The organism is Streptomyces thermolilacinus SPC6 (assembly GCF_000478605.2).
Classification (GTDB): Bacteria; Actinomycetota; Actinomycetes; order Streptomycetales; family Streptomycetaceae; genus Streptomyces; species Streptomyces thermolilacinus.
Window position 1 is genome coordinate 3,528,125 of sequence record NZ_ASHX02000001.1, and the last position, 21,778, is coordinate 3,549,902.

General features: G+C 74.0%; 17 protein-coding genes. 10 read left to right on the forward strand and 7 right to left on the reverse strand.

The window, feature by feature from the left end; all coding sequences use genetic code 11:
* Positions 1-89: 89 nt before the first annotated feature.
* Positions 90-1,538, reverse strand: coding sequence for an NCS2 family permease (locus J116_RS15345; protein ID WP_023587950.1), 1,449 nt, complete (start codon positions 1,536-1,538; stop codon positions 90-92).
* A gap of 185 nt (positions 1,539-1,723) precedes the next feature.
* Between J116_RS15345 and J116_RS15350 the strand changes: the two genes are divergently transcribed.
* Together J116_RS15350 and J116_RS15355 are read left to right on the forward strand one after the other, a co-directional pair.
* A complete protein-coding gene (locus tag J116_RS15350) occupies positions 1,724-2,008 on the forward strand; it encodes a DUF2530 domain-containing protein (RefSeq protein WP_023587951.1) in 285 nt (94 codons plus the stop codon).
* Positions 2,009-2,299: 291 nt separating this feature from the next.
* Positions 2,300-4,705: a cation-translocating P-type ATPase gene (locus J116_RS15355; protein ID WP_023587952.1), complete on the forward strand. Its 2,406-nt coding sequence runs from the start codon at positions 2,300-2,302 to the stop codon at positions 4,703-4,705.
* Between the two features lie 125 nt (positions 4,706-4,830).
* Here J116_RS15355 and J116_RS15360 read toward each other — a convergent pair whose 3' ends face one another.
* The gene (locus tag J116_RS15360) at positions 4,831-7,938 is read right to left on the reverse strand and encodes a sacsin N-terminal ATP-binding-like domain-containing protein (protein ID WP_023587953.1); all 3,108 of its coding nucleotides are present in this window, start codon (positions 7,936-7,938) and stop codon (positions 4,831-4,833) included.
* A 280-nt stretch (positions 7,939-8,218) separates the two neighbouring features.
* Between J116_RS15360 and J116_RS15365 the strand changes: the two genes are divergently transcribed.
* The 3 genes from J116_RS15365 to J116_RS15375 all read left to right on the forward strand — a co-directional run bounded on the left by J116_RS15365 (position 8,219) and on the right by J116_RS15375 (position 11,663).
* On the forward strand, positions 8,219-9,958 hold the full coding sequence (locus J116_RS15365) for an LAETG motif-containing sortase-dependent surface protein (RefSeq protein ID WP_023587954.1): 1,740 nt from the start codon (positions 8,219-8,221) through the stop codon (positions 9,956-9,958).
* 96 nt (positions 9,959-10,054) lie between these two features.
* Positions 10,055-10,804: an RNA polymerase sigma factor gene (locus J116_RS15370; protein ID WP_023587955.1), complete on the forward strand. Its 750-nt coding sequence runs from the start codon at positions 10,055-10,057 to the stop codon at positions 10,802-10,804.
* A gap of 22 nt (positions 10,805-10,826) precedes the next feature.
* On the forward strand, positions 10,827-11,663 hold the full coding sequence (locus J116_RS15375; protein WP_023587956.1) for a hypothetical protein: 837 nt from the start codon (positions 10,827-10,829) through the stop codon (positions 11,661-11,663).
* Between the two features lie 164 nt (positions 11,664-11,827).
* Here J116_RS15375 and J116_RS15380 read toward each other — a convergent pair whose 3' ends face one another.
* Positions 11,828-12,751, reverse strand: a complete 924-nt coding sequence (locus J116_RS15380) for a DUF3027 domain-containing protein (RefSeq protein ID WP_023587957.1) — start codon at positions 12,749-12,751, stop codon at positions 11,828-11,830.
* Between the two features lie 260 nt (positions 12,752-13,011).
* Here J116_RS15380 and J116_RS15385 point away from each other — a divergent pair, with 260 nt between their 5' ends.
* The 5 genes from J116_RS15385 (at position 13,012) to J116_RS15405 (ending at position 18,543) form a co-directional block, all read left to right on the forward strand.
* Positions 13,012-14,436, forward strand: a complete 1,425-nt coding sequence (locus J116_RS15385) for an MFS transporter (protein WP_023587958.1) — start codon at positions 13,012-13,014, stop codon at positions 14,434-14,436.
* 228 nt (positions 14,437-14,664) lie between these two features.
* Positions 14,665-15,159: a hypothetical protein gene (locus tag J116_RS15390; RefSeq protein ID WP_023587959.1), complete on the forward strand. Its 495-nt coding sequence runs from the start codon at positions 14,665-14,667 to the stop codon at positions 15,157-15,159.
* Positions 15,160-15,161: 2 nt separating this feature from the next.
* Entirely contained in the window at positions 15,162-15,914 is a 753-nt protein-coding gene (locus J116_RS15395) for a futalosine hydrolase (protein ID WP_037947684.1), read from the forward strand.
* Between the two features lie 6 nt (positions 15,915-15,920).
* Positions 15,921-16,763, forward strand: a complete 843-nt coding sequence (locus J116_RS15400; RefSeq protein ID WP_023587961.1) for a 1,4-dihydroxy-6-naphthoate synthase — start codon at positions 15,921-15,923, stop codon at positions 16,761-16,763.
* Positions 16,764-16,899: 136 nt separating this feature from the next.
* Positions 16,900-18,543, forward strand: a complete 1,644-nt coding sequence (locus J116_RS15405) for a DNA repair helicase XPB (RefSeq protein ID WP_023587962.1) — start codon at positions 16,900-16,902, stop codon at positions 18,541-18,543.
* Between the two features lie 34 nt (positions 18,544-18,577).
* On the opposite strand, the gene J116_RS15410 is transcribed toward J116_RS15405, so the two are convergent.
* From J116_RS15410 to J116_RS15425, 4 genes are all read right to left on the reverse strand, one after another.
* Entirely contained in the window at positions 18,578-18,778 is a 201-nt protein-coding gene (locus J116_RS15410) for a hypothetical protein (RefSeq protein ID WP_028964087.1), read from the reverse strand.
* 217 nt (positions 18,779-18,995) lie between these two features.
* The gene (locus tag J116_RS15415) at positions 18,996-19,820 is read right to left on the reverse strand and encodes a hypothetical protein (protein ID WP_023587964.1); all 825 of its coding nucleotides are present in this window, start codon (positions 19,818-19,820) and stop codon (positions 18,996-18,998) included.
* Complete coding sequence (locus tag J116_RS15420) at positions 19,817-20,791, reverse strand: ABC transporter permease (RefSeq protein WP_023587965.1); 975 nt, start codon at positions 20,789-20,791, stop codon at positions 19,817-19,819. Before J116_RS15420 ends, J116_RS15415 begins: the two co-directional genes overlap by 4 nt.
* Entirely contained in the window at positions 20,788-21,528 is a 741-nt protein-coding gene (locus J116_RS15425) for an ABC transporter ATP-binding protein (RefSeq protein WP_051203517.1), read from the reverse strand. Before J116_RS15425 ends, J116_RS15420 begins: the two co-directional genes overlap by 4 nt.
* Positions 21,529-21,778: the final 250 nt, after the last annotated feature.

Consider the following 21,778-nt stretch of genomic DNA (forward strand, 5'->3'; position numbering starts at 1 on the left):
GCCCCTCTGGCCGGGCGCCCCGGACCGTGCCGGTCCTCCTGGCCGGGGCCGCGAACCCCGTGCGGGGCCCCGGCCAGGAGGGATGCGGACTACGTGAGGCCCAGGGCCGGCATGGCGTAGTAGAAGACGAACACCGCCGACACGACGTACATCGCGGCGGGCACCTCCCGGCCGCGCCCGGCGGCGAGGCGCAGGACGCTGAACGCGATGAAGCCGATGCCGATGCCGTTCGTGATCGAGTACGTGAACGGCATCATCATCATCGCGAGGAACGCCGGTACGGCGATGGTGAAGTCGCTCCAGTCGATGTCCTTGACCGACCCGGCGAGGATCAGGAAGCCGACCGCGATCAGCGCGGGCGTCGCCGCCTGGGACGGGACCATCGTCGCGAGCGGCGTGAGGAACAGCGCCACGGTGAACAGGCCGCCCGTCACGACGGAGGCGAGGCCCGTACGGGCGCCCTCGCCGACCCCGGCGGTCGACTCGACGTAGCAGGTCGTCGCGGACGACGAGGTGGCGCCGCCGGAGGCGACGGCGAGGCCGTCCACCAGGAGGACCTTGTTGATGCCGGGGAAGTTGCCGTCCTTGTCCATCAGCTTCGCCTCGTCACCGACGCCGAGGATCGTGCCCATGGCGTCGAAGAAGCAGGACAGCAGGACGGTGAAGACGAACAGCGAGCCGGTCAGCAGGCCGACCTTCTCGAAGCCGCCGAGGACGCTGACCCGGCCCAGCAGGTCGAAGTCCGGCGTCGCGACCGGGTTGCCCGGCCAGGTCGGCGTGGTCAGGCCCCAGGACGGGACCTTGGCGACGGAGTTGACGATCATCGCCACGACCGTCATGACGACGATCGAGATGAGGATGGCGCCCGGCACCTTGCGGATGATCAGCGCCAGCGTGAGCAGCGTGCCGACCGCGAAGATCAGCACCGGCCAGCCGCCGAGGTGGCCGTCCGCGCCCAGCTGGAGCGGGACGGTCGTGTGGGCGGCGTCCGGGATGCGCGAGACGAAACCGGAGTCCACCAGGCCGATCAGCATGATGAACAGGCCGATGCCGATCGCGATGCCCTTGCGGACGCCCACCGGGACGGCGTTCATCACGCGCTCCCGCAGGCCGGTCGCGACCAGCAGCATCACGATGAGACCGGCGATGACCACCATGCCCATCGCGTCCGCCCACGCCATGCGCGGGGCGAGCTGGAGGGCGACGACCGTGTTGACGCCCAGGCCGGCGGCGAGGGCGATCGGGACGTTGCCGATGACGCCCATGAGGAGCGTGGAGAACGCCGCGCTGAGCACGGTCGCCGTGACCAGCTCGCCGCTGTCCAGCTGGTGCCCGTACATGTCCTTGGCGCTGCCGAGGATGATCGGGTTCAGGACGATGATGTAGGCCATCGCGAAGAAGGTCGCGAAGCCGCCGCGTACCTCACGGCCGATGGTGGAGCCACGCTCCGAGATCTTGAAGAACCGGTCCAGCGCACTGCTGGAGCCGGCCGGCTGCTGCCCGGGCGCAGCCGGGGGAGCGGTGACCGTGGAGGGCATGCGGGAACCTCGTGATGCGGGATGGCGGGGTGGGGGTGGTGCGGCCGTTGCGGAGGTGTTTCCTTCTGTCTCTTGTGGATTCGCACGAAGGAAATCGGTCAACGGCAAACGGTTTCAGTATGAACATATAAGTCGAAGATCGCTATCTCCGCGCGTAGACCCCGGCGCCGCATACGATGTGGGACATGGCCAAGTGGACCCCCAAGTACGAGGCGCCCGAACCCCTGGAGGGGCCGGTCGTCGCCACCATCACCGGCGGCACGATCCTCTGGTTCGTCCTCTTCCTGGCGCAGGTCCCCTTCTACGGCTGGTTCGCCGACCGCGACCTCGACTGGTGGGTGTGGACCTGCCTCGCCGGGGCCGGGCTCGGACTGATCGGCATCTGGTACGTGCGCAAGCGTGACGCCGCGATCAAGCGCGCGGCCGCGGCGGCGGCCCCGGCCGGCCGCGAGGGCGAGGCGGGCGCCTGAGCCTCTGCCTCGGCGGCGTGGCGGGTGCCTGAGTCCGCGCCTCGGCGGCGTGGTGGGGGGCCGGAGGCGGGGCGCCTGGTGGGGGCTTCTGTCTGTCGGGTGCCGGGAACGGTGCAGGGGCCGGGTGGGCCTGTGGTGCCTGCGGGGGCGCCCCGGGGGCGGGGCCTGTCCGGGACGCCCCCCCGCCTCGTACCCCTGTGTAGTGCCGCGGGAGGGTTCTTGTCCTACCGGGGTCGGATCATGTCGCCGTTCGGGGGGTGAGGGCCCCGTTCCGGCCGTACCGTCGGAGGCATGACGCAGCGGGCCAGGACCGAGGACACGATCGTGGAAGCCGCCGGGGAAGCCGACGCGCCGTACCGGCCGGGCGGGCTGACCGCCGCCGAGGTGCGGCAGCGCGTCGAGCGCGGCGAGGTCAACGACGTACCCGTACGGTCCTCCCGCTCCGCCCTCGACATCGTCCGGGGCAACGTCCTCACCCGCTTCAACGCCATCATCGGCGTCCTCTGGGCGATCATGCTGGTCGTCGCGCCCATCCAGGACAGCCTCTTCGGCTTCGTCATCGTCGCCAACACCGGCATCGGCATCATCCAGGAGCTCCGCGCCAAGAAGACCCTCGACTCCCTCGCCGTCATCGGCGAGGCGAGACCCACCGTCCGGCGCGACGGCACCCCCGTCGAGGTGTCCACGTCGGAGATCGTCCTCGGCGACCTCATCGAACTCGGTCCCGGCGACAAGGTCGTGGTGGACGGCGTCGTCGAGGAGGCCGACAACCTGGAGGTGGACGAGTCGCTGCTGACCGGCGAGGCCGACCCGGTGCTGAAGAGGCCCGGCGACCCGGTGATGTCCGGCAGCTTCGTCGTCGCGGGCGGCGGCGCCTTCACCGCCACCAAGGTCGGCCGCGAGGCCTACGCCGCCCAGCTCGCCGAGGAGGCGTCCCGCTTCACCCTCGTCCACTCCGAGCTGCGCTCCGGGATCTCCACCATCCTCAAGTACGTCACCTGGATGATGATCCCCACCGCCACCGCGCTGGTCATCAGCCAGCTCGTCGTCAAGGACACCGACGTCAGGAACTCCGTCGCCCGCACCGTCGGCGGCATCGTGCCGATGATCCCCGAGGGCCTCGTCCTCCTCACCTCCGTCGCCTTCGCCATCGGCGTCATCCGCCTCGGCCGCAAGCAGTGCCTCGTGCAGGAGCTGCCCGCCATCGAGGGCCTCGCCCGCGTCGACGTCGTCTGCCTCGACAAGACCGGCACCCTCACCGAGGGAGGCATGGACGTCACCGAACTGCGGCCGCTGAACGGCTCCGACGAGGCGTACGTGCGGAAGGTCCTCGGCGCCATCGGCGACTCCGACCCCCGCCCCAACGCCTCCCTCCAGGCCATCATCGACGCCTACCCCGACAACGACGACTGGCGCTGCACCGAGGCCCTCCCCTTCTCCTCCGCCCGCAAGTACAGCGGCGCCACCTTCAGCGAGGGCGACGGCCAGACCAGCTCCTGGCTCCTCGGCGCGCCCGACGTCCTCCTCCCCGAAGGCGACCCCGCCCTCGACGAGACCGACGCGCTCAACCGGCGGGGCCTGCGCGTCCTCCTCCTCGCGCGCGTAGGGGGCGAACTGGACGACCCGCACATCGTCCGCAAGGCCCGCGCCGCCGCCCTGGTCGTCCTCGAACAGCGGCTGCGCCCCGACGCGTCCGACACGCTCGCCTACTTCGCCGACCAGGACGTCGCCGCCAAGGTCATCTCCGGCGACAACGCGGTCTCCGTCGGCGCCGTCGCCACCAAGCTGGGCCTCCCCGGCGCCGACCGGCCCGTGGACGCCCGGCACCTGCCCGAGGAACCCGAGGCGATGGCCCGCGCCCTGGAGGACGGCGTCGTCTTCGGCCGGGTCACCCCGCAGCAGAAGCGCGACATGGTCGGCGCCCTCCAGGCGCGCGGGCACACGGTCGCCATGACCGGCGACGGCGTCAACGACGTGCTCGCCCTCAAGGACGCCGACATCGGCGTCAGCATGGGCACCGGCTCCGAGGCCACCCGCGCCGTCGCGCAGATCGTCCTCCTCGACAACAGCTTCGCCACCCTGCCGTCCGTCGTCGCCGAGGGGCGGCGCGTCATCGGCAACATCACGCGCGTGGCGACGCTGTTCCTGACGAAGACCGTCTACTCGGTGCTGCTCGCCGTCCTCGTCGTCGCCGCCCAGGTCGAGTACCCGTTCCTGCCCCGGCACCTGACGCTGCTGTCCACGCTCACCATCGGCGTGCCCGCCTTCTTCCTGGCGCTCGCGCCCAACAAGGAGCGCGCCCAGCCCCACTTCGTACGGCGCGTCATGCGGTACGCCGTACCGGCCGGGCTGATCGCGGCGGCGGCCACCTTCACCTCGTACCTGCTGGCCGGACACCACTACAGCGGGCCGGGCGCCCTGGCCGCCGAGACCAGCGCGGCCACCCTGACGCTCTTCCTCGTGTCCCTGTGGGTGCTGGTGATCATCGCCCGGCCGTACACCTGGTGGCGGGTGCTGCTGGTCGCGGCGATGGGCGGCGGGTTCCTGGTGGTCCTCGTCGTGCCCTGGCTCCAGGAGTTCTTCGCGCTGCGGCTGGTGGGCACCACGATGCCCTGGGCGGCGGTCGGCATCGCCGTGACCGCCGCCGCGCTGCTGGAGGTGTCCTGGCGCTGGGTGGAGCGACGGGTCCCGGCCTGAGCGGGGGCGGCCGTACGAAGCGGCCTCCACGCGCGCGTAGGCCGTACGAACCGGTCCCCACGCGCGCGTAGGCCGTACGAACCGGCCCCACGCGCGCGTAGGCGCCCCGCGCCGCCCCGTACCCCTCAGTCGAACCAGCGGTCCCGGGCCAGCTCCTCCGTGCGTGACGGGTCCTCCAGGAGTGCCGCGACCTCGAAGCGGCGCGGCCACTGGCCCGCCGCCCACGCCAGGCCCGCCGCCACACCCTCCAGCGTCGCCGCGTGCAGCGTGCCGTCCGGGGTGATCCGCCAGTCCAGCTCCACCCCTCCGGCCACCAGCTCCTCGTGCTCCGCGTACGTCTCCGGGGTCGCCGGGCCCAGCAGCGCGTGCACCGACGCCGGGACCTCGTGCTCCTCGCCGTCCGTCGTCACCTCGGCCACCACGGCCTCGCTGAGCCGCCGCACCTGGAGCAGCTCCGCCAGGTCGCCCGCCCGCGACGGGGCGACCGGCAGCAGCGGCAGCCCGCCCGCCAGCGGCAGCAGGTCCGGCGCGTCCGCCACGACCGCGTCCGCCGCGTCCACCACCCGCACCTCGCCGTCCACCACGGCCCGCAGCTCGTCCGGCAGGGTCACCTGCTCCGGGTCCAGGTCCGCGAGCGCCGAGTACAGGCCGTGCAGCTGCGCCCCCGTCACGTCCCGGTCCGGGTCGGCGAGCCGCCCCAGCAGCTCCGCCGCGCCGCCCGGCTCGTCCAGCAGCGCCGCCACCGACGTGCGGACGCCCAGCGCCCGCAGCACCTGCGCGTCGTCGAAGCCCGTCGTGTCCACCGACTCGTACAGGCCCTCCAGCAGCGGGTCGGCGCCCGCCGCGCGCAGACCCGCCGGGCGGCGGCCGCCCAGCACCGGGTGGTCGCGCAGCCACCACGCCGTGTACGGCCGTACCGTCTCCGTCGTGCCGTCCGGCAGCAGCACCCGCACCGGCTGCGTCAGCGCGTCCCGCAGCGGGGGCCGCGACAGCAGCGCCAGCGCGCGCGGCCACGCGTCGTCGTCCACCAGGTCCAGGTCCCGCACGGCGACGACCTCCGTCGCGACCGGCGGCACCGGCGCGTCCGGCAGCCGGTCCAGCACGTCCTCGCACCACACGTCCACCGCGTCCAGCAGGCCCACGTCGCCCGGCTCGGCGTAGTCGGAGTCGCGCGGCTCCAGCTCGTCCGGGTCCAGCACCACGTCGGACGCCCGTACGAGCGCGAAGTCGGCCAGCACCCCGCACGCGGCGAGCGGCTGCTCACCCCAGCGGGCCGCCAGCTCCTCGTCGCACAGCGCCAGCTCGCCCTCCCGCATCACGGACGCGAACGCGCTGCCCGGCAGGACCAGTTCACCGGCCGGGGCCAGCTCCCCGTCCTCGTCCGGCAGGGCCAGCGCGCCCAGCCACGGCTCGTCGCCCGGGCCCAGGCCCGCGTCCCGCACCAGCGCGAGGACGGTCTCCGCCAGCTCCTCGGCGTCCACCCCGTTCTCGTCCCACACCTCGTCCGCGTCCAGCGACGCCGCGACCGCCGCCCGCACCTGCGGGGTCGTCAGCACCGCGCGCGGGGTCGCGGGGAGGGCGCCCAGCTTCTCCAGGATCGGGTGCGCGGCGTCCGGGTGGGCGACCTTCAGGCCCAGCCGGGCCAGGTCCGCCGGGGTGTCCGGCAGCGGCAGCAGGACCTGCCGGGGGCCGATCGTCGTCCGGTTGTCCGCCAGGGGCACCGGCAGGCCGGTCAGCCGGTCGGGGTCCACGCCCGCCAGCGAGTCGTACAGCCGGTGCCACCACTCCGGGGCCCGCTCCGCGCCCGCCAGCCGGTCGATCGCGTCGCCCAGCGGCAGCCGCGCCACCCCCAGCGCCCGCAGTTCCGCGCGCCGCTCCAGACCGGCGGGCAGCAGCGTCGGCAGCACCTCCGCCAGCACCCGTACGGTCTCCGCGCCCGCGCCCTCCACGACCTCCGCCTCGAACGGGCGCAGCGCCACCAGCTCCTCCGACGGCGCCGCCGGGGCGAGGAACGGGACGCGGGGAAGCAGCTCCAGCACCGCACCCCGGATCGCGCCGTCCAGGACGCCCTTGCCGAGCGGGCCCGGCACCAGGTCGATGGTGCCGGTCGACACGGGCCGCCACGCCGTGAGGAGCTCGGCGTACGCCTCGGCGGCGCGGGCCACGATGAAGTCGGTGAGCGGCCCCGGCGCCGGGTGGCGGCGCGTGGAGTCCAGCGGGAAGGACGCGATGAGCAGCGCCGGTACGGTCAGCGGCTCGTCGGTCGGCGTCGGCGCGTGGACGACGGGCGCCGTGTCCGGGCGGGCGGGCGCGCCCTCCGCGTCCACCGGCACGGCCCAGGTGACCGACCAGTGGGGGCGCAGCCGCTCCTCGACCGGGCGGTCCTTCAGCAGCTCCGGCGTGATCGGTCCGGTGCGGGTGACGGTCCGCCAGCGGGTCGTGCCGCGCGCGGAGTCGTCGACGATCGTGTACTCCTCGTCCCGGCCGCGCGTGAGGGTGCGCGTCCCGTCCGGGGTCTCCACGACGATCTCGGCGAGGCCCGGCAGGGTGAGCAGCAGCGTGTCCCCGATCCCGGCGAGGAGCCGTTCCACCAGGTCCACGGCCCCGGCGTCGCGCAGCGGGAGGACCACCACCGTGTCGTATCCGGAGGGCGGGGCGCCCTCGGCGGGCAGCGGCAGGCGCAGCAGCGGCACGTGCCCGTCGCGGCGGCGCAGTTCGTCGCCGAGGCCGGGACTGGCCTTCGCGGCCCGCGCGGCCATGTCGCGGGCCTCGGCCAGGGACCAGCGCACGCCGCCGTGCCGGCCGATGACCGCCGGTTCGTCGGTGACCGCGAGGACCGCGGCGAAGCCGACACCGAACCGGCCGACCGCGCCCTCGTGGCCCTCCCGCTTGGCGGACGCGCGCAGCGTGGACAGCGACTCGACGCCGGTCGCGTCCAGCGGCGCGCCCGTGTTGGCCGCGGCGAGGACGGCGGGTCCTTCCGCGTCGGCCGGGTGCAGGGTGAGCCGGAGGCGGCCGGGCGCACCGGCGCGGGCGGCGGCGTCGGCGGCGTTCTGCGCCAGCTCGACCACCAGCCGGTCGCGGTAGCCGCCGAGGCTCAGCTCCTCCTCCGCGTTGGCGTCCTCCCGGAACCGCGCGGGGCCCGCGCCCCACGCGTCGAGCACCCCGCGCCGCAGCCGCGCGGTCCCGAACGGGTCGGTGCCCTCGCCCGCCGCCGTCGCCCTCACGCTCACGATGTGCTCCGCTCTCCTCGACGTACGAACCGGTCTGCGGCCGAAGGTACCGCGCCCCCCATCGTCACCCTGAACCCGCAGGTCAACGGGGGTGCGCGGGGGTCGCGAGAACTTTCTCGAAAAACTTTTGAGGTCACCTGCAACCCCGGAGGGGGCCGCACGTCTATCCCAGTGAAGGCAGCGATACGGCCGACGGGACCGGGGGGACCGGGACGGGAGCCGAGCAAAGCCCGATCACCGAAATTCCTGAGGCCGCGTACTCCCTGGGGGGATCTCCGTCATGCAGAAGCACCTTTCGTCCCGTATTGTCCGTCGCTCCGTCGTCTCCGCCCGCTCGGCCGTGACCGCCGCCGCGGTGCTCCTGACCGTCGTCACCCCGGTCGCCGTCGCGGCGGCCCCGGCGTTCGCCCAGCCCGCCGCCGCGTCCGCCGCCACCACCGCGGGCATGGGCGTGAAGGTCGACCTGATGGGCGGCTTCGCCCTCGGCCAGCGCGCCCACTTCTCCGCCGAGATCACCAACGGCACGGGCGCCGACCTCCAGGGCGTCCGCAAGGGCCTGGTCACGGTCGCCTACGGCAAGCACGTCAACGCCGCGCTGGAGCCGATGACCGCCGACCCTTCGAAGATCATCGTCGAGCACCTGAAGGACGGCGTCTGGCAGCGCCTGCCGCTGACCACGGGCGCGAACGGCGCGGTCCAGGCGGCGTTCCCGCTGCCCGAGGGCCTCGCCAAGGGCGCCACGGCCAGGGAGCGCTTCGTGGTCACGATCCAGCGCTCCGTCCCGGCCGAGGCGAACATGGGAGAGGTCGGCGTCTCCGGCCACGCCGACGGCACGGGCATGGACACGGTCGGCTTCGGCCTGGGCAACCGCCAGGCCGCCGAGCACCCGGAGGTCGCCATCAGCGGCCTCGGCGGCCGCCCGGAGCTGGTCACCGGCGGCAAGCCGGTCACGTTCACCGGCACGGTCACCAACAACACCGGCAAGGACATCGCGTCCGCGCAGGACTTCTTCTTCGTCGGCGCCGCGAACAAGGGCGGCGACCTCGACCCGCAGTACGTGACGCTGGAGCGCCGCGACGCCTCCGGCGCCTGGAAGCCGGTCCGGATCGGCGAGCAGGGGAGGGCCCTGACGGGGAACCTCGACGGCGGCCCGCTGAAGAACGGCCAGTCCCGCACGTACGAACTGCGTCTCGGCCTGACGAAGTTCACCCCGGCCGCCATCACGGGCGGTGGGTTCACCCTCGCCAGCGGGGACGGCGCGGCCAACTTCGACTTCTCCGTGAAGTACGTCGCCCCGGACGTCACCGACCCGGAGGTCAACCGCAAGCTGGCCGTCACCAGCAGCCTCAAGGGCACCACGCACCTCAAGGCGGGCGGCGCGGCCAAGGAGTTCACGGCCACCATCACCAACAGGGGCAACATCACCCAGAAGGTGGAAGCCCTCATCGAGCTGGGCGACGGCACGTCCAAGCGCGAGGTGTCGGCCGACGAGTTCCGCGTCGAGCAGTACGTGACGGCCGCCGCGGACGGCTGGAAGTCCGTGAAGCTGACCGACTCCACCTGGACGAACGACAAGCTCCGCGTCCTCGCCTCCCCGGTTCGCGTGGACCTGGCCCCCGGCGAGAGCGTCACGTACAAGCTGCGCGTCGCCGCCACGACCGCGGTGAAGGGCAAGGCGTTCGACGTCGCCGTCACGGGCGCCGCCGAGCGGTCCGTCGCTGCGGTGGTCCTCCCGTTCGCCGTTGACGGCGCCCCCGGCGCGGGCGCCACCGGCGCGACGGGCTCCACCGGCGGCGGCACCACGGCGTCCCCGTCCCCGGCCACGTCCGCCACCCCGGCCGGCGGCTCGGGCACCACGGGCACGGGCGCCGGCACCGGCACGGCCAACACCCCCGCCCCGACCGGCGAGATGGCCAAGACGGGCAGTGACACGACCACGCCGGTGCTCCTCGGCGCGACGGGCGTCCTCGTCGCCGGTGGCGCCGCCGCCCTGCTGATCGCCCGCCGTCGAGCGCTGTGACCAGGAGGAGTAGCCTGCGCAGGCTGAAGATCACGGGGGTGGGGATCGCCGGACGCTCCAGCACGCACCGTGTGACGCTCCGGAGGAACCACCGCCATGACCACTCTGACCCTCACACCCACCGCCGTCCCCGCACCCCGCGCGCTGTGGCGGCTGCTGCTCCGCTCGCTCGGGACGGAGCCGGGCTCGGGCAGACCTCGGTTCCGGCTGCTCCCGGGCGGCCGGGCCGGGGACGCCCCGCAGCACACGACGGACGCCGCGACGGGCGGCCCGGGCGGCCCGGACCCGGCGCCCGACCGCCCCGGCTCCGGCTCCGGCTCGCGCTTCGGCCGCGCTGCGGGGCAGGAGCCCGGGCAGCGGCCGACCGTCAGCGACCTGTACCACTCGCACCGGCTGAGCATGGTGCGCCTCGCCCTGCTCCTGGTGGACGACCGGGCGAGCGCGGAGGACGTCGTGCAGGACGCGTTCGTCGCGCTGTACAAGCGGCACGGCGAGCGGCTGGACGACGTGGACAACGCGCTGGGCTATCTGCGCACGGCCGTGGTGAACACCGCCCGGTCCGTACTGCGCCGCCGCAAGACGGCCCGCGAGTACGTGCCGCCGCACGAGGCGGACGCCCCGTCGGCCGAGGACCACGCCCTGCTGGGCGACGAGCACCGGCAGGTGATCCAGGCGCTGCACGGCCTGACGAGCCGCCAGCGCGAGGTGCTGGTGCTGCGGTACTGGTCCGACCTGAGCGAGGCGCAGATCGCCGAGACGCTCGGACTGTCCCGAGGCGCCGTCAAGTCCACCGCCAGCCGGGCCCTGGACGCGCTTCAGCGCGTCCTGAAGGCCCAGGACCGGTAGCAGGGCCGAGGAGGACCAGCCCATGACGAACGAGCTCACGGAGGTCGAGGAGCGCCTGATACGGGCGCTCGCGGCCCGTGCCGAACAGGTCACCCCGCACTCCCTGCGGCCCGCCGCCCCGCCCACCGGCAACTGGGCGGCCCGCGGCCGTGCCCCGCTGGTCCTGGCGCTGGCCGCGTCGGTCGCGTCGGTCGCCCTGGTGGGGACGGCGGCGGTGAGCCTGCTGACCCCGCGGGAGCAGGGGTCCGTGGCGGGCACCCCGTCCCCGGTGCCGGAACCCCCGGCGCCCGGCACGCCCAGCCCGTCCGCGCCGAAGGCGAGCGGCAAGCCCGTGGAGCCGTCGGCCCCCGGCACGTCCCCGTCCCACCTCCCGGGCACGCCCGACCCGGCCACGGACAAGGACGCGGGTGCGGACCCGGGCGCGGGTACGGGCGCCGGTCCCGGTACGGTCCCGGGTTCAGGCTCGACGCAGGCGCAGCCCCGCGAGGTCGGCCTCTTCTTCCAGGGGTCCAACGAGACGCGGACGCTCCGCCCGGGCGGAGCGACGCTTACGTTCACGGTGACGGTCCTCAACACGATCGGCCACACGGTCGAGAACGCCACCGACGACCTGTCCATCACGGCCGACGGCGCCACGCTGGGCGCGGGCGACCTGAACGTCTCGCTGCTGGGCGAGGACGGCGTATGGCGGCCCATCAGCCCCACGGCCCGCCTCACGACGGCGACGCTGGCGGAGGGGGAGTCGCGCGCCCACAAGATCCGCCTCTCCCTGGCGGAAGGCTTCCCTGCGACGGTGGACCGCCTCCAGGTGACGGCCTTCAGCAACGGCGGCCAGGAAACGGTGACACCGGCCCCGTAGTCCCCGTGAAGGCCCGCCCCGGGCCGCGGGGCGCGCCTCCCCGGGGGCCCGGGGTCCGGGGCCCCAGCACGCGCGCCCGTCCGCCCGCCCGCAAGGGCCCGCGCCCAGGCTCGGCCCCAGGGGCGCGCCCCGCGTGCGAGGGCGCCCCCGGGGGCCCGTACCCGCTACGAGTGGCCCAGGTCGTCGGAGGACGGGTCCGGGGACGTCGTGGGCACCGAGCCGGGGGACGGCGTCGGGTGCAGGGGGAACTCGTCCGCCGCCATCGAGTCCAGCACGGGCCCCGCCGGACGCGGCGGCTTCGGCATGACCGCCGCCTCCGAGTGCCCCCCGCACCCGTACTGCAGTGACACGACCCGCCCGTCGGCGGGCGAGTACTCGTTCGCGCACACCCCGAACGCCTGCCCGAGCGACCCGCCGATGGCCATCAGGAACCCGCACGACACGCACGACGCGGGCGCCGCCTGCGCCATCGGCGTCTTCGCCCCGTACGCCTCCTCCCACCGGTCGGCCGCCACGTGCAGCCCGTACCGGGAGAGGACCCGCGCCCGCCGCACGCCCAGCTCGTCCGCGACCGCCGCGATGGCGCCCCGCGACGGCGTACGGGACACGAACTCGGCGTCCTCCGCGTCGGCCCGGTCCGTCATCTCCTCCGACACGGCGGAGTTCGGCAGCGGCTCGTCCTCGCCGGTGTAGCCCGGCTCCAGACGCAGGTCGTCCGCCTCGGTCGGCAGCAGGTCGCCCGGACCCATGTCGCCGGGGCGCAGCCGCTCGCTCCACGGCACCCACTCGGGCGCCAGCAGCGCATCCGGGCCCGGCAGCAGGACCGTCTCGTCGAGCGTGACGTTCTTCGCGCGCGACGCGCGCGTGAGGGTCACCGCCCAGCGCCAGCCGCGGTAGCCGGGCTCGGCGCACTCGAAGAAGTGCGTGACGACCCGGTCGCCCTCGGCCACCGCCTCCACGTACTCGCCGACGACGCCGGGCGCCGCCGCCTCTTCGGCGGCCTCCCGGGCGAGGTCCACCGCCTCCGCGCACAGGCGGTCCAGGGCCGGGGCACGCCGGGCACGGCTTCGCGTCGTCGCAGCACTCACAGGTTCGCTTCTCTCCTACGCCGTCTTAACGGTGCGCCGGCCGATGCGCGACTGCACGGGCGGCGGACGGAGCGGACCCGGGGACCGCATCGACGTTCGCGCCCGACGCGCTCGGGCACACCTCATGTCATCCATTCTGCGGGATGCCGAAGAGGCGCGTGGCCGAGACCTTTTCCGCCGGTGGCGCGCTAGGCACGCTACCCCCTTCGCAGCCCGCCGCCCACACGGCCGCCCCAAGTAACCCGCCACGAACGGGACGGGTGGGGCAGTATGGCGACGTGGCAACCGCGCGGTGGTCCCGGAAACCGTCGGCGCAGCGCCCCCGCCGGTACGGGCGCGCTGGGCGGTTCCGCGCGGCGGGCCGGCGCATCGGACGCGCCGCCCACCTGCCGTTCACCTCCACCGCGCGCGGCATCCGCAAGGCCACCCACGCGCAGGGCGCGGGCGAGTCCGGCCTAGGCAAACTGATCGAGCTGCACGCCGTGAACGGCGCCGGTGACGTGATGATCACCGTGGCGCTCGCCTCGACGGTGTTCTTCTCCGTGCCGACCGACGAGGCGCGCGGCCGGGTCGCCCTGTACCTGGCCATCACGCTCGCCCCGTTCACCCTCCTCGCGCCCGTCATCGGCCCGCTCCTCGACCATGTGCCGCACGGGCGGCGCGCGGCGATGGCGGGCGCCATGCTGGTGCGGGCCCTCCTCGCCATCGCCCTGTCCGGCGCGGCCGCGACGGGCGGTCTCGAGCTGTACCCGTCGGCGCTCGGCGTGCTCGTCGCGTCCAAGGCGTACGGGGTGGTCCGCTCCGCCGTCGTACCGCGCCTGCTGCCGCCCCGCGTCTCGCTGGTGAAGGCCAACGCGCGGGTCACCCTCGCGGGGCTCCTCGCCACCGGCGCGGCGGCGCCCGTCGCGGTCGGGCTGCACCGGATAGGGCCGGAGTGGCCGCTGTACGGGGCGTGCGCGCTGTTCGTGGCCGGTACGGTCCTGGCGTTCACCCTGCCGCACAAGGTGGACTCCGCGAAGGGCGAGCGCAAGGCGCACATGCTCACCCACGGCGAACGCAAGCCGAGCCTGCGCACGGTCGGCCCGGCCGTCCTGCACGCCCTCCAGGCGAACGCGGCGGTGCGGGGGCTGGCCGGGTTCCTGATCTTCTTCCTGGCGTTCCTGCTGCGGGTCCACCCGATCGGCGGGCAGAGCGCGGCCGTGTCGCTGGCGATGGTGGGTGTCGCGGCGGGCGCGGGCAACGCGTGCGGTACGGCGGTGGGCGCCTGGCTCAGGGACCGCGCGCCCGAGGCGATCATCGCGACCATGCTGGTGCTGGTGCTGGCCGCGACGGTCACGGCGGCGGTCTTCTTCGGCGGCGTGCTGGTCGCCCTGCTGGGCGCGGTCGCCGGGCTGGCGCAGGCCCTGTCGAAGCTGTCGCTGGACGCGCTGATCCAGCGGGACGTGCCCGAGTCGGTGCGCACGTCGGCGTTCGCCCGTTCGGAGACGCTGCTCCAGATGGCGTGGGTGGTGGGCGGCGCGATCGGCATCGTGCTGCCGCTGAACGGCACGCTCGGCATGTCGGTGGCGGCGGCGATCCTGGCGGCGGGAGCGGTCGTGGCGGGCCGGGGCCTCCTCGCCGCGGCCCGCCACCACCCGCACCCGGCCCGTCCCCGCCCGGCGCACGATCCGGGGCCTGCGGGCTGACGCGACGCCTCCGGGTGCGTCCGCCCTGGACGCGTGCGGCCTGGGGGCGTGCCGCCCTGGACGCGTGTGGGCCCTGGGGGCGTGCCGCGCTGGGTGCGTGTGGCGGGACATGTCCGGCGGGCGGGGCGGGACCGGGCCGCCGGTGCCGCGGCGCCGGTGGGTGAGCGTGCGCGCGTCGGGCGAGCCCCGCCCGTGCCCGCGGCGGCCGGGACCGATAGCCTTCGGCCCATGACCGTTGCGTTCTTCTCCGGAAAGGCCCGCCGGGCCGGCGTCGCTCTGGGTGCCGTCTCCGCCGGCCTGCTCGTCCTCTCCGCCTGCGGCTGGGTTAAGCCGACGCCGATCGCGACCGTGACGGTCGGCTCCGACTCGTACAACACCGAGGCGGCCGAAAACTGCTACGACGAGAAAGGCCTGAAGGAGTCCCGCGTCCAGGAGTGCCTCAGCGCCAAGGGCGGCAAGGACGTCGAGGTCGCCGTCGACGACCGCATCCGCTTCGGCGTCGATCCGGAGATCGCCGAGAACGGCTGGACGATCTTCCTGGACGGTGAGCGCGCCGAGCCGGAGCCGTACACGAAGACGTACCGGTCGATCAGCGCCAGCTCGTTCTTCACCGCGGGCATGGGCGGCGAGCCCTCCAAGAGCGTCCGCGTGTCGATCCTGGAGACGGACTCCAAGACGAAGAAGGCCATCGGCGTCTACCGCTTCGTCCTCAAGAAGGTGTGACCCTGCGCGTCCTGGTCGTGACCGCCGTGGCGGCGGAGGCGCACTCCGTCGCCGGCGGACTCGTCGGCTGCGCCGCCCGCTCGTCCAGGCCGCTGCCGAGCGGTCACACCGTGACGAGCCACCTCCTGGCCGGGCAGACCCTCGCCCGGCTGACCGGGTCCGCCGCGCCCGCCGTGGACGTCATGGCGGCCGGTGTCGGGCCCGCCGCGGCGGCGGTCGGCGCCGCGACGGCGCTGGCCACCGCCCCGTACCCGTACGACCTGGTGATCACCGCCGGGATCGGCGGCGGGTTCGCGCCGCGCGCCCCGCTCGGCTCGCTCGTCGTGTCCGACAGAATCGTCGCCGCCGACCTGGGCGCCGACACGCCCGACGGCTATCTGCCGGTGGAGGAGCTGGGCTTCGGCCGTTCCGTCCACACCCCGCCCGCCGCGCTGACGGCCCGCATCGTGGACGCCGTACGCGGCACGGGCCTGCCGTGCCTGGCGGCGCCCGTACTGACCGTCTCCACCGTCACCGGCACCGCCGCCCGCACCGCCGAGCTGGCCGCCCGCCACCCGCGCGCCGGGGCGGAGGCCATGGAGGGCTTCGGCGTCGCGGAGGCCGCCGCCGCGCACGGCGTACCGGCCGTCGAGATCCGCGCCGTCTCCAACACGGTCGGCCCCCGCGACCGGGCCGCGTGGCGTGTCGGGGAGGCGCTGGACGCGCTGCGCACGGCGTTCGAACCGCTCAGTACCGGACTCTTCAGGGAGGAGTGAGGGCCAGTGGTGACGCGCATCGCGTACTCCCCCTGCCCGAACGACACGTTCGTCTTCCACGCGTGGGCGCACGGCCTGGTGCCGGGCGCGCCGGAGCTGGACGTCACGTTCGCCGACATCGACCTCACCAACGGCATGGCCGAGCGGGGCGAGCTGGACGTCCTGAAGGTGTCGTACGCGGCGCTGCCGTGGGTCCTGGACGAGTACGCCCTCCTGCCGTGCGGCGGGGCGCTCGGGCGGGGCTGCGGGCCGCTGGTCCTGGCCCGCGAGCCGGGGCTCGACCTGACGGGCCGGACGGTGGCGGTGCCGAGCGACCGCTCGACGGCGTACCTGCTGTTCCGGCTGTGGGCGGCGCGGACCCTGCCCGGCGGCGGGGTCGGCGAGGTCGTCGTGATGCCCTTCCACGAGATCATGCCCGCGGTGCGGGACGGGAAGGTCGACGCGGGGCTGGTGATCCACGAGGCGCGCTTCACGTACCAGGAGTACGGGCTGCACCGCCTGGCCGACATGGGCGAGCACTGGGAGGCGACGACCGGGCACCCGATCCCGCTGGGCGCGATCATCGCGAAGCGCTCGCTGGGCGCGCGGACCCTGCGGGCCCTGGCGGACGCGGCCCGCGAGTCGGTCCGCATGGCGTGGGCGGACCCGTCGGCGTCGGCGGGGTACGTACGGGCGCACGCTCAGGAGATGGCGCCGGAGGTCGCGGAGCGGCACATCGCGCTGTACGTGAACGACTTCACCGAGGACCTGGGCGCGGCGGGGTACGAGGCGGTCCACACCCTCCTGTCGGAGGCGGCCGCCCAGGGCCTGGTCCCGCGGGTCCCCCGCGAGGCCCTGTCCTTCCCCTGACCCCGGAAGCACCCCTCCCCCTCCCGTTCCCGGGTCCCGTTCGCGGGGCGATGCGGCACACTGGAGAGCTGGCCGCGTCCCGGAGCCGTAGGGATCGGAGCCGTGCAGGACGGGGCCGTAGGGAAAGGGTGACCGCGTGAACGGACCGCTGATCGTCCAGAGCGACAAGACGCTGCTGCTCGAAGTCGACCACGAGCGGGCGGACGCCTGCCGCCGCGCCATCGCGCCGTTCGCCGAGCTGGAGCGGGCGCCCGAGCACATCCACACGTACCGGGTCACGCCGCTCGGCCTGTGGAACGCGCGGGCCGCGGGCCACGACGCCGAGCAGGTCGTGGACGCGCTGGTCGAGTTCTCCAGGTACCCGGTGCCGCACGCGCTGCTGGTGGACGTCGCGGAGTCGATGGCCCGGTACGGGCGGCTCACCCTCAGCAAGCACCCCGTGCACGGGCTTGTCCTCACCAGCACCGACCGGCCCGTCCTGGAGGAGGTGCTCCGGTCGAAGCGGATCAAGCCGCTGGTCGGTGAGCGCATCGACCCGGACACGGTCGCCGTGCACCCCTCGGAGCGCGGACAGATCAAGCAGACCCTCCTCAAGCTGGGCTGGCCCGCCGAGGACCTCGCCGGGTACGTGGACGGGGAGGCCCACCGCATCGACCTGGACGAGGCGGGCTGGGCGCTGCGCCCGTACCAGCAGCAGGCCGTCGAGGGCTTCTGGCACGGCGGGTCGGGTGTCGTGGTGCTGCCGTGCGGCGCGGGCAAGACCCTCGTCGGGGCGGGCGCCATGGCGAAGGCGAAGGCGACGACGCTGATCCTGGTCACCAACACGGTGTCGGCCCGGCAGTGGAAGCACGAGCTGGTGAAGCGGACGTCGCTCACCGAGGACGAGATCGGCGAGTACTCCGGTACGCGCAAGGAGATCCGCCCGGTCACCATCGCCACGTACCAGGTGCTGACGACCAAGCGGAAGGGCGTCTACCCGCACCTGGAGCTGTTCGACTCCCGCGACTGGGGCCTCATCGTCTACGACGAGGTGCACCTGCTGCCCGCGCCGGTGTTCAAGTTCACCGCCGACCTCCAGGCGCGGCGCCGCCTCGGCCTGACCGCGACGCTGGTGCGGGAGGACGGCCGCGAGTCGGACGTGTTCTCGCTGATCGGCCCGAAGCGGTTCGACGCGCCGTGGAAGGAGATCGAGGCGCAGGGGTACATCGCGCCCGCCGACTGCGTGGAGGTCCGCGTGGACCTCACCGAGTCGGAGCGGCTGGCGTACGCGACGGCGGAGGCGGAGGAGAAGTACCGCTTCTGCGCGACGACCGACACGAAGCGGCGGGTCACCGAGGCGATCGTCCGGAAGTTCGCGGGCCAGCAGATCCTGGTGATCGGCCAGTACATCGACCAGCTGGACGAGCTGGGCGAACACCTCGGGGCGCCCGTGATCAAGGGAGAGACGTCGAACGCGCAGCGGGAGAAGCTGTTCGACGCGTTCCGCAACGGCGAGATCAGCGTGCTGGTCGTGTCGAAGGTCGCGAACTTCTCCATCGACCTGCCGGAGGCGACGGTCGCGATCCAGGTGTCGGGCACGTTCGGCTCCCGCCAGGAGGAGGCGCAGCGCCTCGGCCGGGTGCTGCGCCCGAAGTCGGACGGGCACCAGGCGCACTTCTACTCGGTGGTGGCCCGCGACACGATCGACCAGGACTTCGCGGCCCACCGCCAGCGCTTCCTGGCGGAACAGGGCTACGCGTACCGCATCATGGACGCGAGCGACCTGCTGAGCGAGGCGTAAGCCCGACGCGGGCGGCTCGACCGCCCTGGCGGGCTCAGCGTCGCCTGATCCCTGCCGCGTCCGCGTCGTAGTCGCCCAGGACGGCGACGCCGAACGCCGCCGTCGCGAAGACCCGCACCGCGTGCAGCGCGCCGCCGAGCCGCGACGCGCGCGTCGCGGGCGTCGTGGCGCCGGGCGCCTGCGGGACGCGGGCGCGGGGGAAACGGGCCGTGGGGGTGAGGGGCGTTGAGTTCATGCCTCCATGCCGGTGCCCGGAGCACCCGGCTCTCATCGCCTTGCGGACGGAACTCCCGCCGGTCCGCGTACGACTCCAGGCATACGGCGTCCCCTACGGGGCGTACGCGTCGGGTACCGGTCGGCATCCCGGACGGCGGCCGCCCCCCGGCGGGATGCCGGACGTCCTCACCGCGCCGACGGCCCCCGCCGCCCCGCCCGCGACGGCGGCGGGCCGGTCAGTCGGCGGGGCGGAACAGCCGGTCGCCCCTGGCGGCGAGGGCCAGGACGCCGACGTGGACGGCGGCGAGCGCCAGGAGCGCCACCACGCCCGGCGCTCCCGTCCCCGGCGACGGCTCTCTCGTCCACAGGTAGAGGGAGTACTGCGCCTCCTCCTGGAGGCGCAGCCATGCGGCCACCCACGTCTGCGGGTGCAGCGGGGTGATGCCGTCGATGCCGACAACCGGCGCGAGTACGATCACCGGCCCCAGAGCGCCGGCCATCGTCGCGACGGTCCGTCGGGTGAGGGCGGCCGCCGTGAACGCGACCGCGACGAAGAGGGCCTGAACCACCAGGGACCTGGCCACGGCCAGCGCGGCCGCCCCCCAGCCGGGGCCGTCGCTCGCGGCGAACCCCGTGACTCCGGCGGCCGTCCGTCCCGCGACGAGCAGGACGGCGGCGAGGACGACCGTGAACGCGGCCGTCAGCAGCAGGGCGACCGCCGCCTTCAGAGCGATCATCCGGGCCCGTCCCGGCCGGCTCGCCAGCAGGGACGGCCACATGCCGGACTCGCACTCGACCGCGTACAGTGCGCCGGCCAGCGCGGCGGCGAGGACGAGACCGACGAAGGTGCCGGAGTGCTGGGCCGCCGCGTACAGGGCCCCCGCCGGGTCGGCGATGTACGTGGCGGGCGCGTCGTCCCTGAAGTGCCGGTGGGCGTTCCGGTAGCCGTACAGCCCCATCCCCGCGGCCACCAGTACGGCGCCGACCGCCGTGAGGAGGACGACCGGGGACAGGACGGCCTTGCGCAGCTCGGCGTACCAGCAACTGAGCCACCCGGTCATGTGACCTCGTTCCCGCGCCCGGCGGCGCGCATGATCCACCGGATCCCCAGGGCGGTGATGAGCACGGTCGGCAGGGCGCGGACAGCAAGGGGGACGGGGCTGCCGGGCTCCGGACCCCACCAGACGTTCCACAGGACGTCGCCGGGGTGGAAGGCCATCACGTCGGCGACGATGCCGCCGGGCAGCCAGCCCCACAGCCCGGCGGCGCCCGAGCCGAGCATGAGGAGGACGAGCACGGCCCCGGAGCGCGCGATCCCGCCGGCCTGGTTGCGCGCCAGGGCGGTGAGCGCGACGGCGATGACGCTCCAGACGGCTGTGACGACCAGGGCGCCGCCCCAGAGGCGCAGCCCGTGGAGCAGGTCCTCGCCCGGTGGGAGGTGGAACGCGTGGAGCGGGTAGTCCGAGCGCCCCTTCACCAGGCCGAACACGGCCACGGCCGCACCTGCGCAGCACAGGGCCGTGGCCGTGGTGAGCCACAGCGCGGTGGCCTTGGCGAGGATGTGCGTACGGGTGCGCGGGTCGGCCAGCAGGAGGTTCCCGGCGGTCCGGTTGTCGTACTCGGCGCCCATCGACTGCGCGGCGAGAAGGAGCACGACCACGAGCCCGGGGAAGGAGGCGAAGGCCTGCGCTGCCCAGCCGAAGGCGCCGGGCACGGTCTGCGCCCGGGCGGCCTCGGCGGCCTTCTCCCGTGAGTCGGCCACCCATTCCTCGGTGCTCCGCCGCTCCATCTCCCCGATTCCGCGGCAGTATTCGGGCCCAAGCTTCGGATTGAGCTCCAGACAGCTCCGGTACGACTCGCCGCTCTCGATGTTCCGCAGATTCTTGTGGGCCTGGTTCACGTTGCCCGACCAGTAGTCCTGGGCGTAGAACGCCGTCGTCACACAGCCGACGGTCAGGATCGCGAACAGCAGGAGCGTCAACGGGCGCAGGGCGGTCTTGCGCCACTCCGCGCGCACGTGCCAGATCGTCACCAGGACCCCTTCTGCCCTGTGATCCGGAAGAACCAGTCCTCCAGCGACTCGGCCCCGCCCAGGCCGATCTCGTCGAGTGCCCCGCTGGCGACGACGGTGCCGCGGTCCATGACCACGACCCGGTCGCAGATCCGCTGCACCTCGTCGAGCTGGTGGCTGGAGATTAGGACGGCGGTACCGCTGTCCGCTTCCCGCCGGATCAGCTCGCGGACCATGACGACGGCGTGCGGGTCCAGCGCGTTGGTCGGTTCGTCGAGGACCAGCAGGCGCGGTTCGCGCATCAGGGCCGCCGCGAGGGCGAGGCGCTGGCGCATTCCCTGCGAGTAGGCGCGGATGCTCTTCCGGGCCTCGCCCTCCAGGCCGACGCGTCGGAGTGCGGCGAGCGGCTCCCCCCGGTCCGGCAGGCCGGAGGAGTTCAGCAGGCTGCGCAGCTGGGCGGGCCCGGTCATCCACCGGTAGAACGCGGGCGTGTCCAGGGCGGCACCGACCTGCCGGGCGACGCCGGGTGTGTACGGCGGGTGCTCGCCCAGCACTCGCACGGACCCCGCCGTCGGCTTGACCAGCCCGCACACCATGCGCATGAGGGTCGTCTTCCCGGCCCCGTTGGCACCGAGCAGCCCGACCACCTCACCGGGCGCCACGTCCAGTGTCACGTCCGAGACGGCGGCCTGCGAACCGTACGTCTTGCTGACGGAGCGGCAGGCCAGCACGGCCTGCCGCTCCTCGTCGTGGAACATCACGAAATGACTGCCTCAGCTGGTCGTGTAGGCGGTGCGGCCAGTCAAGTCCATCGGGCAGTTACCGCCCGGCGTGAGACAGTCCGTAGGGACCGTCCAGAGCTTCCAGTAGAACTTCCCGGACGAGGTCTTGACCCAGGACTTCGTCTGGTCTGTGAGGGAGCAGTCGAAGTACAGACTCCCGATCTTGTCATCGGGCGCCCAGGAGACATCCCGCCACAGCTCGTACGACACGGTGCCACCCCGGCCG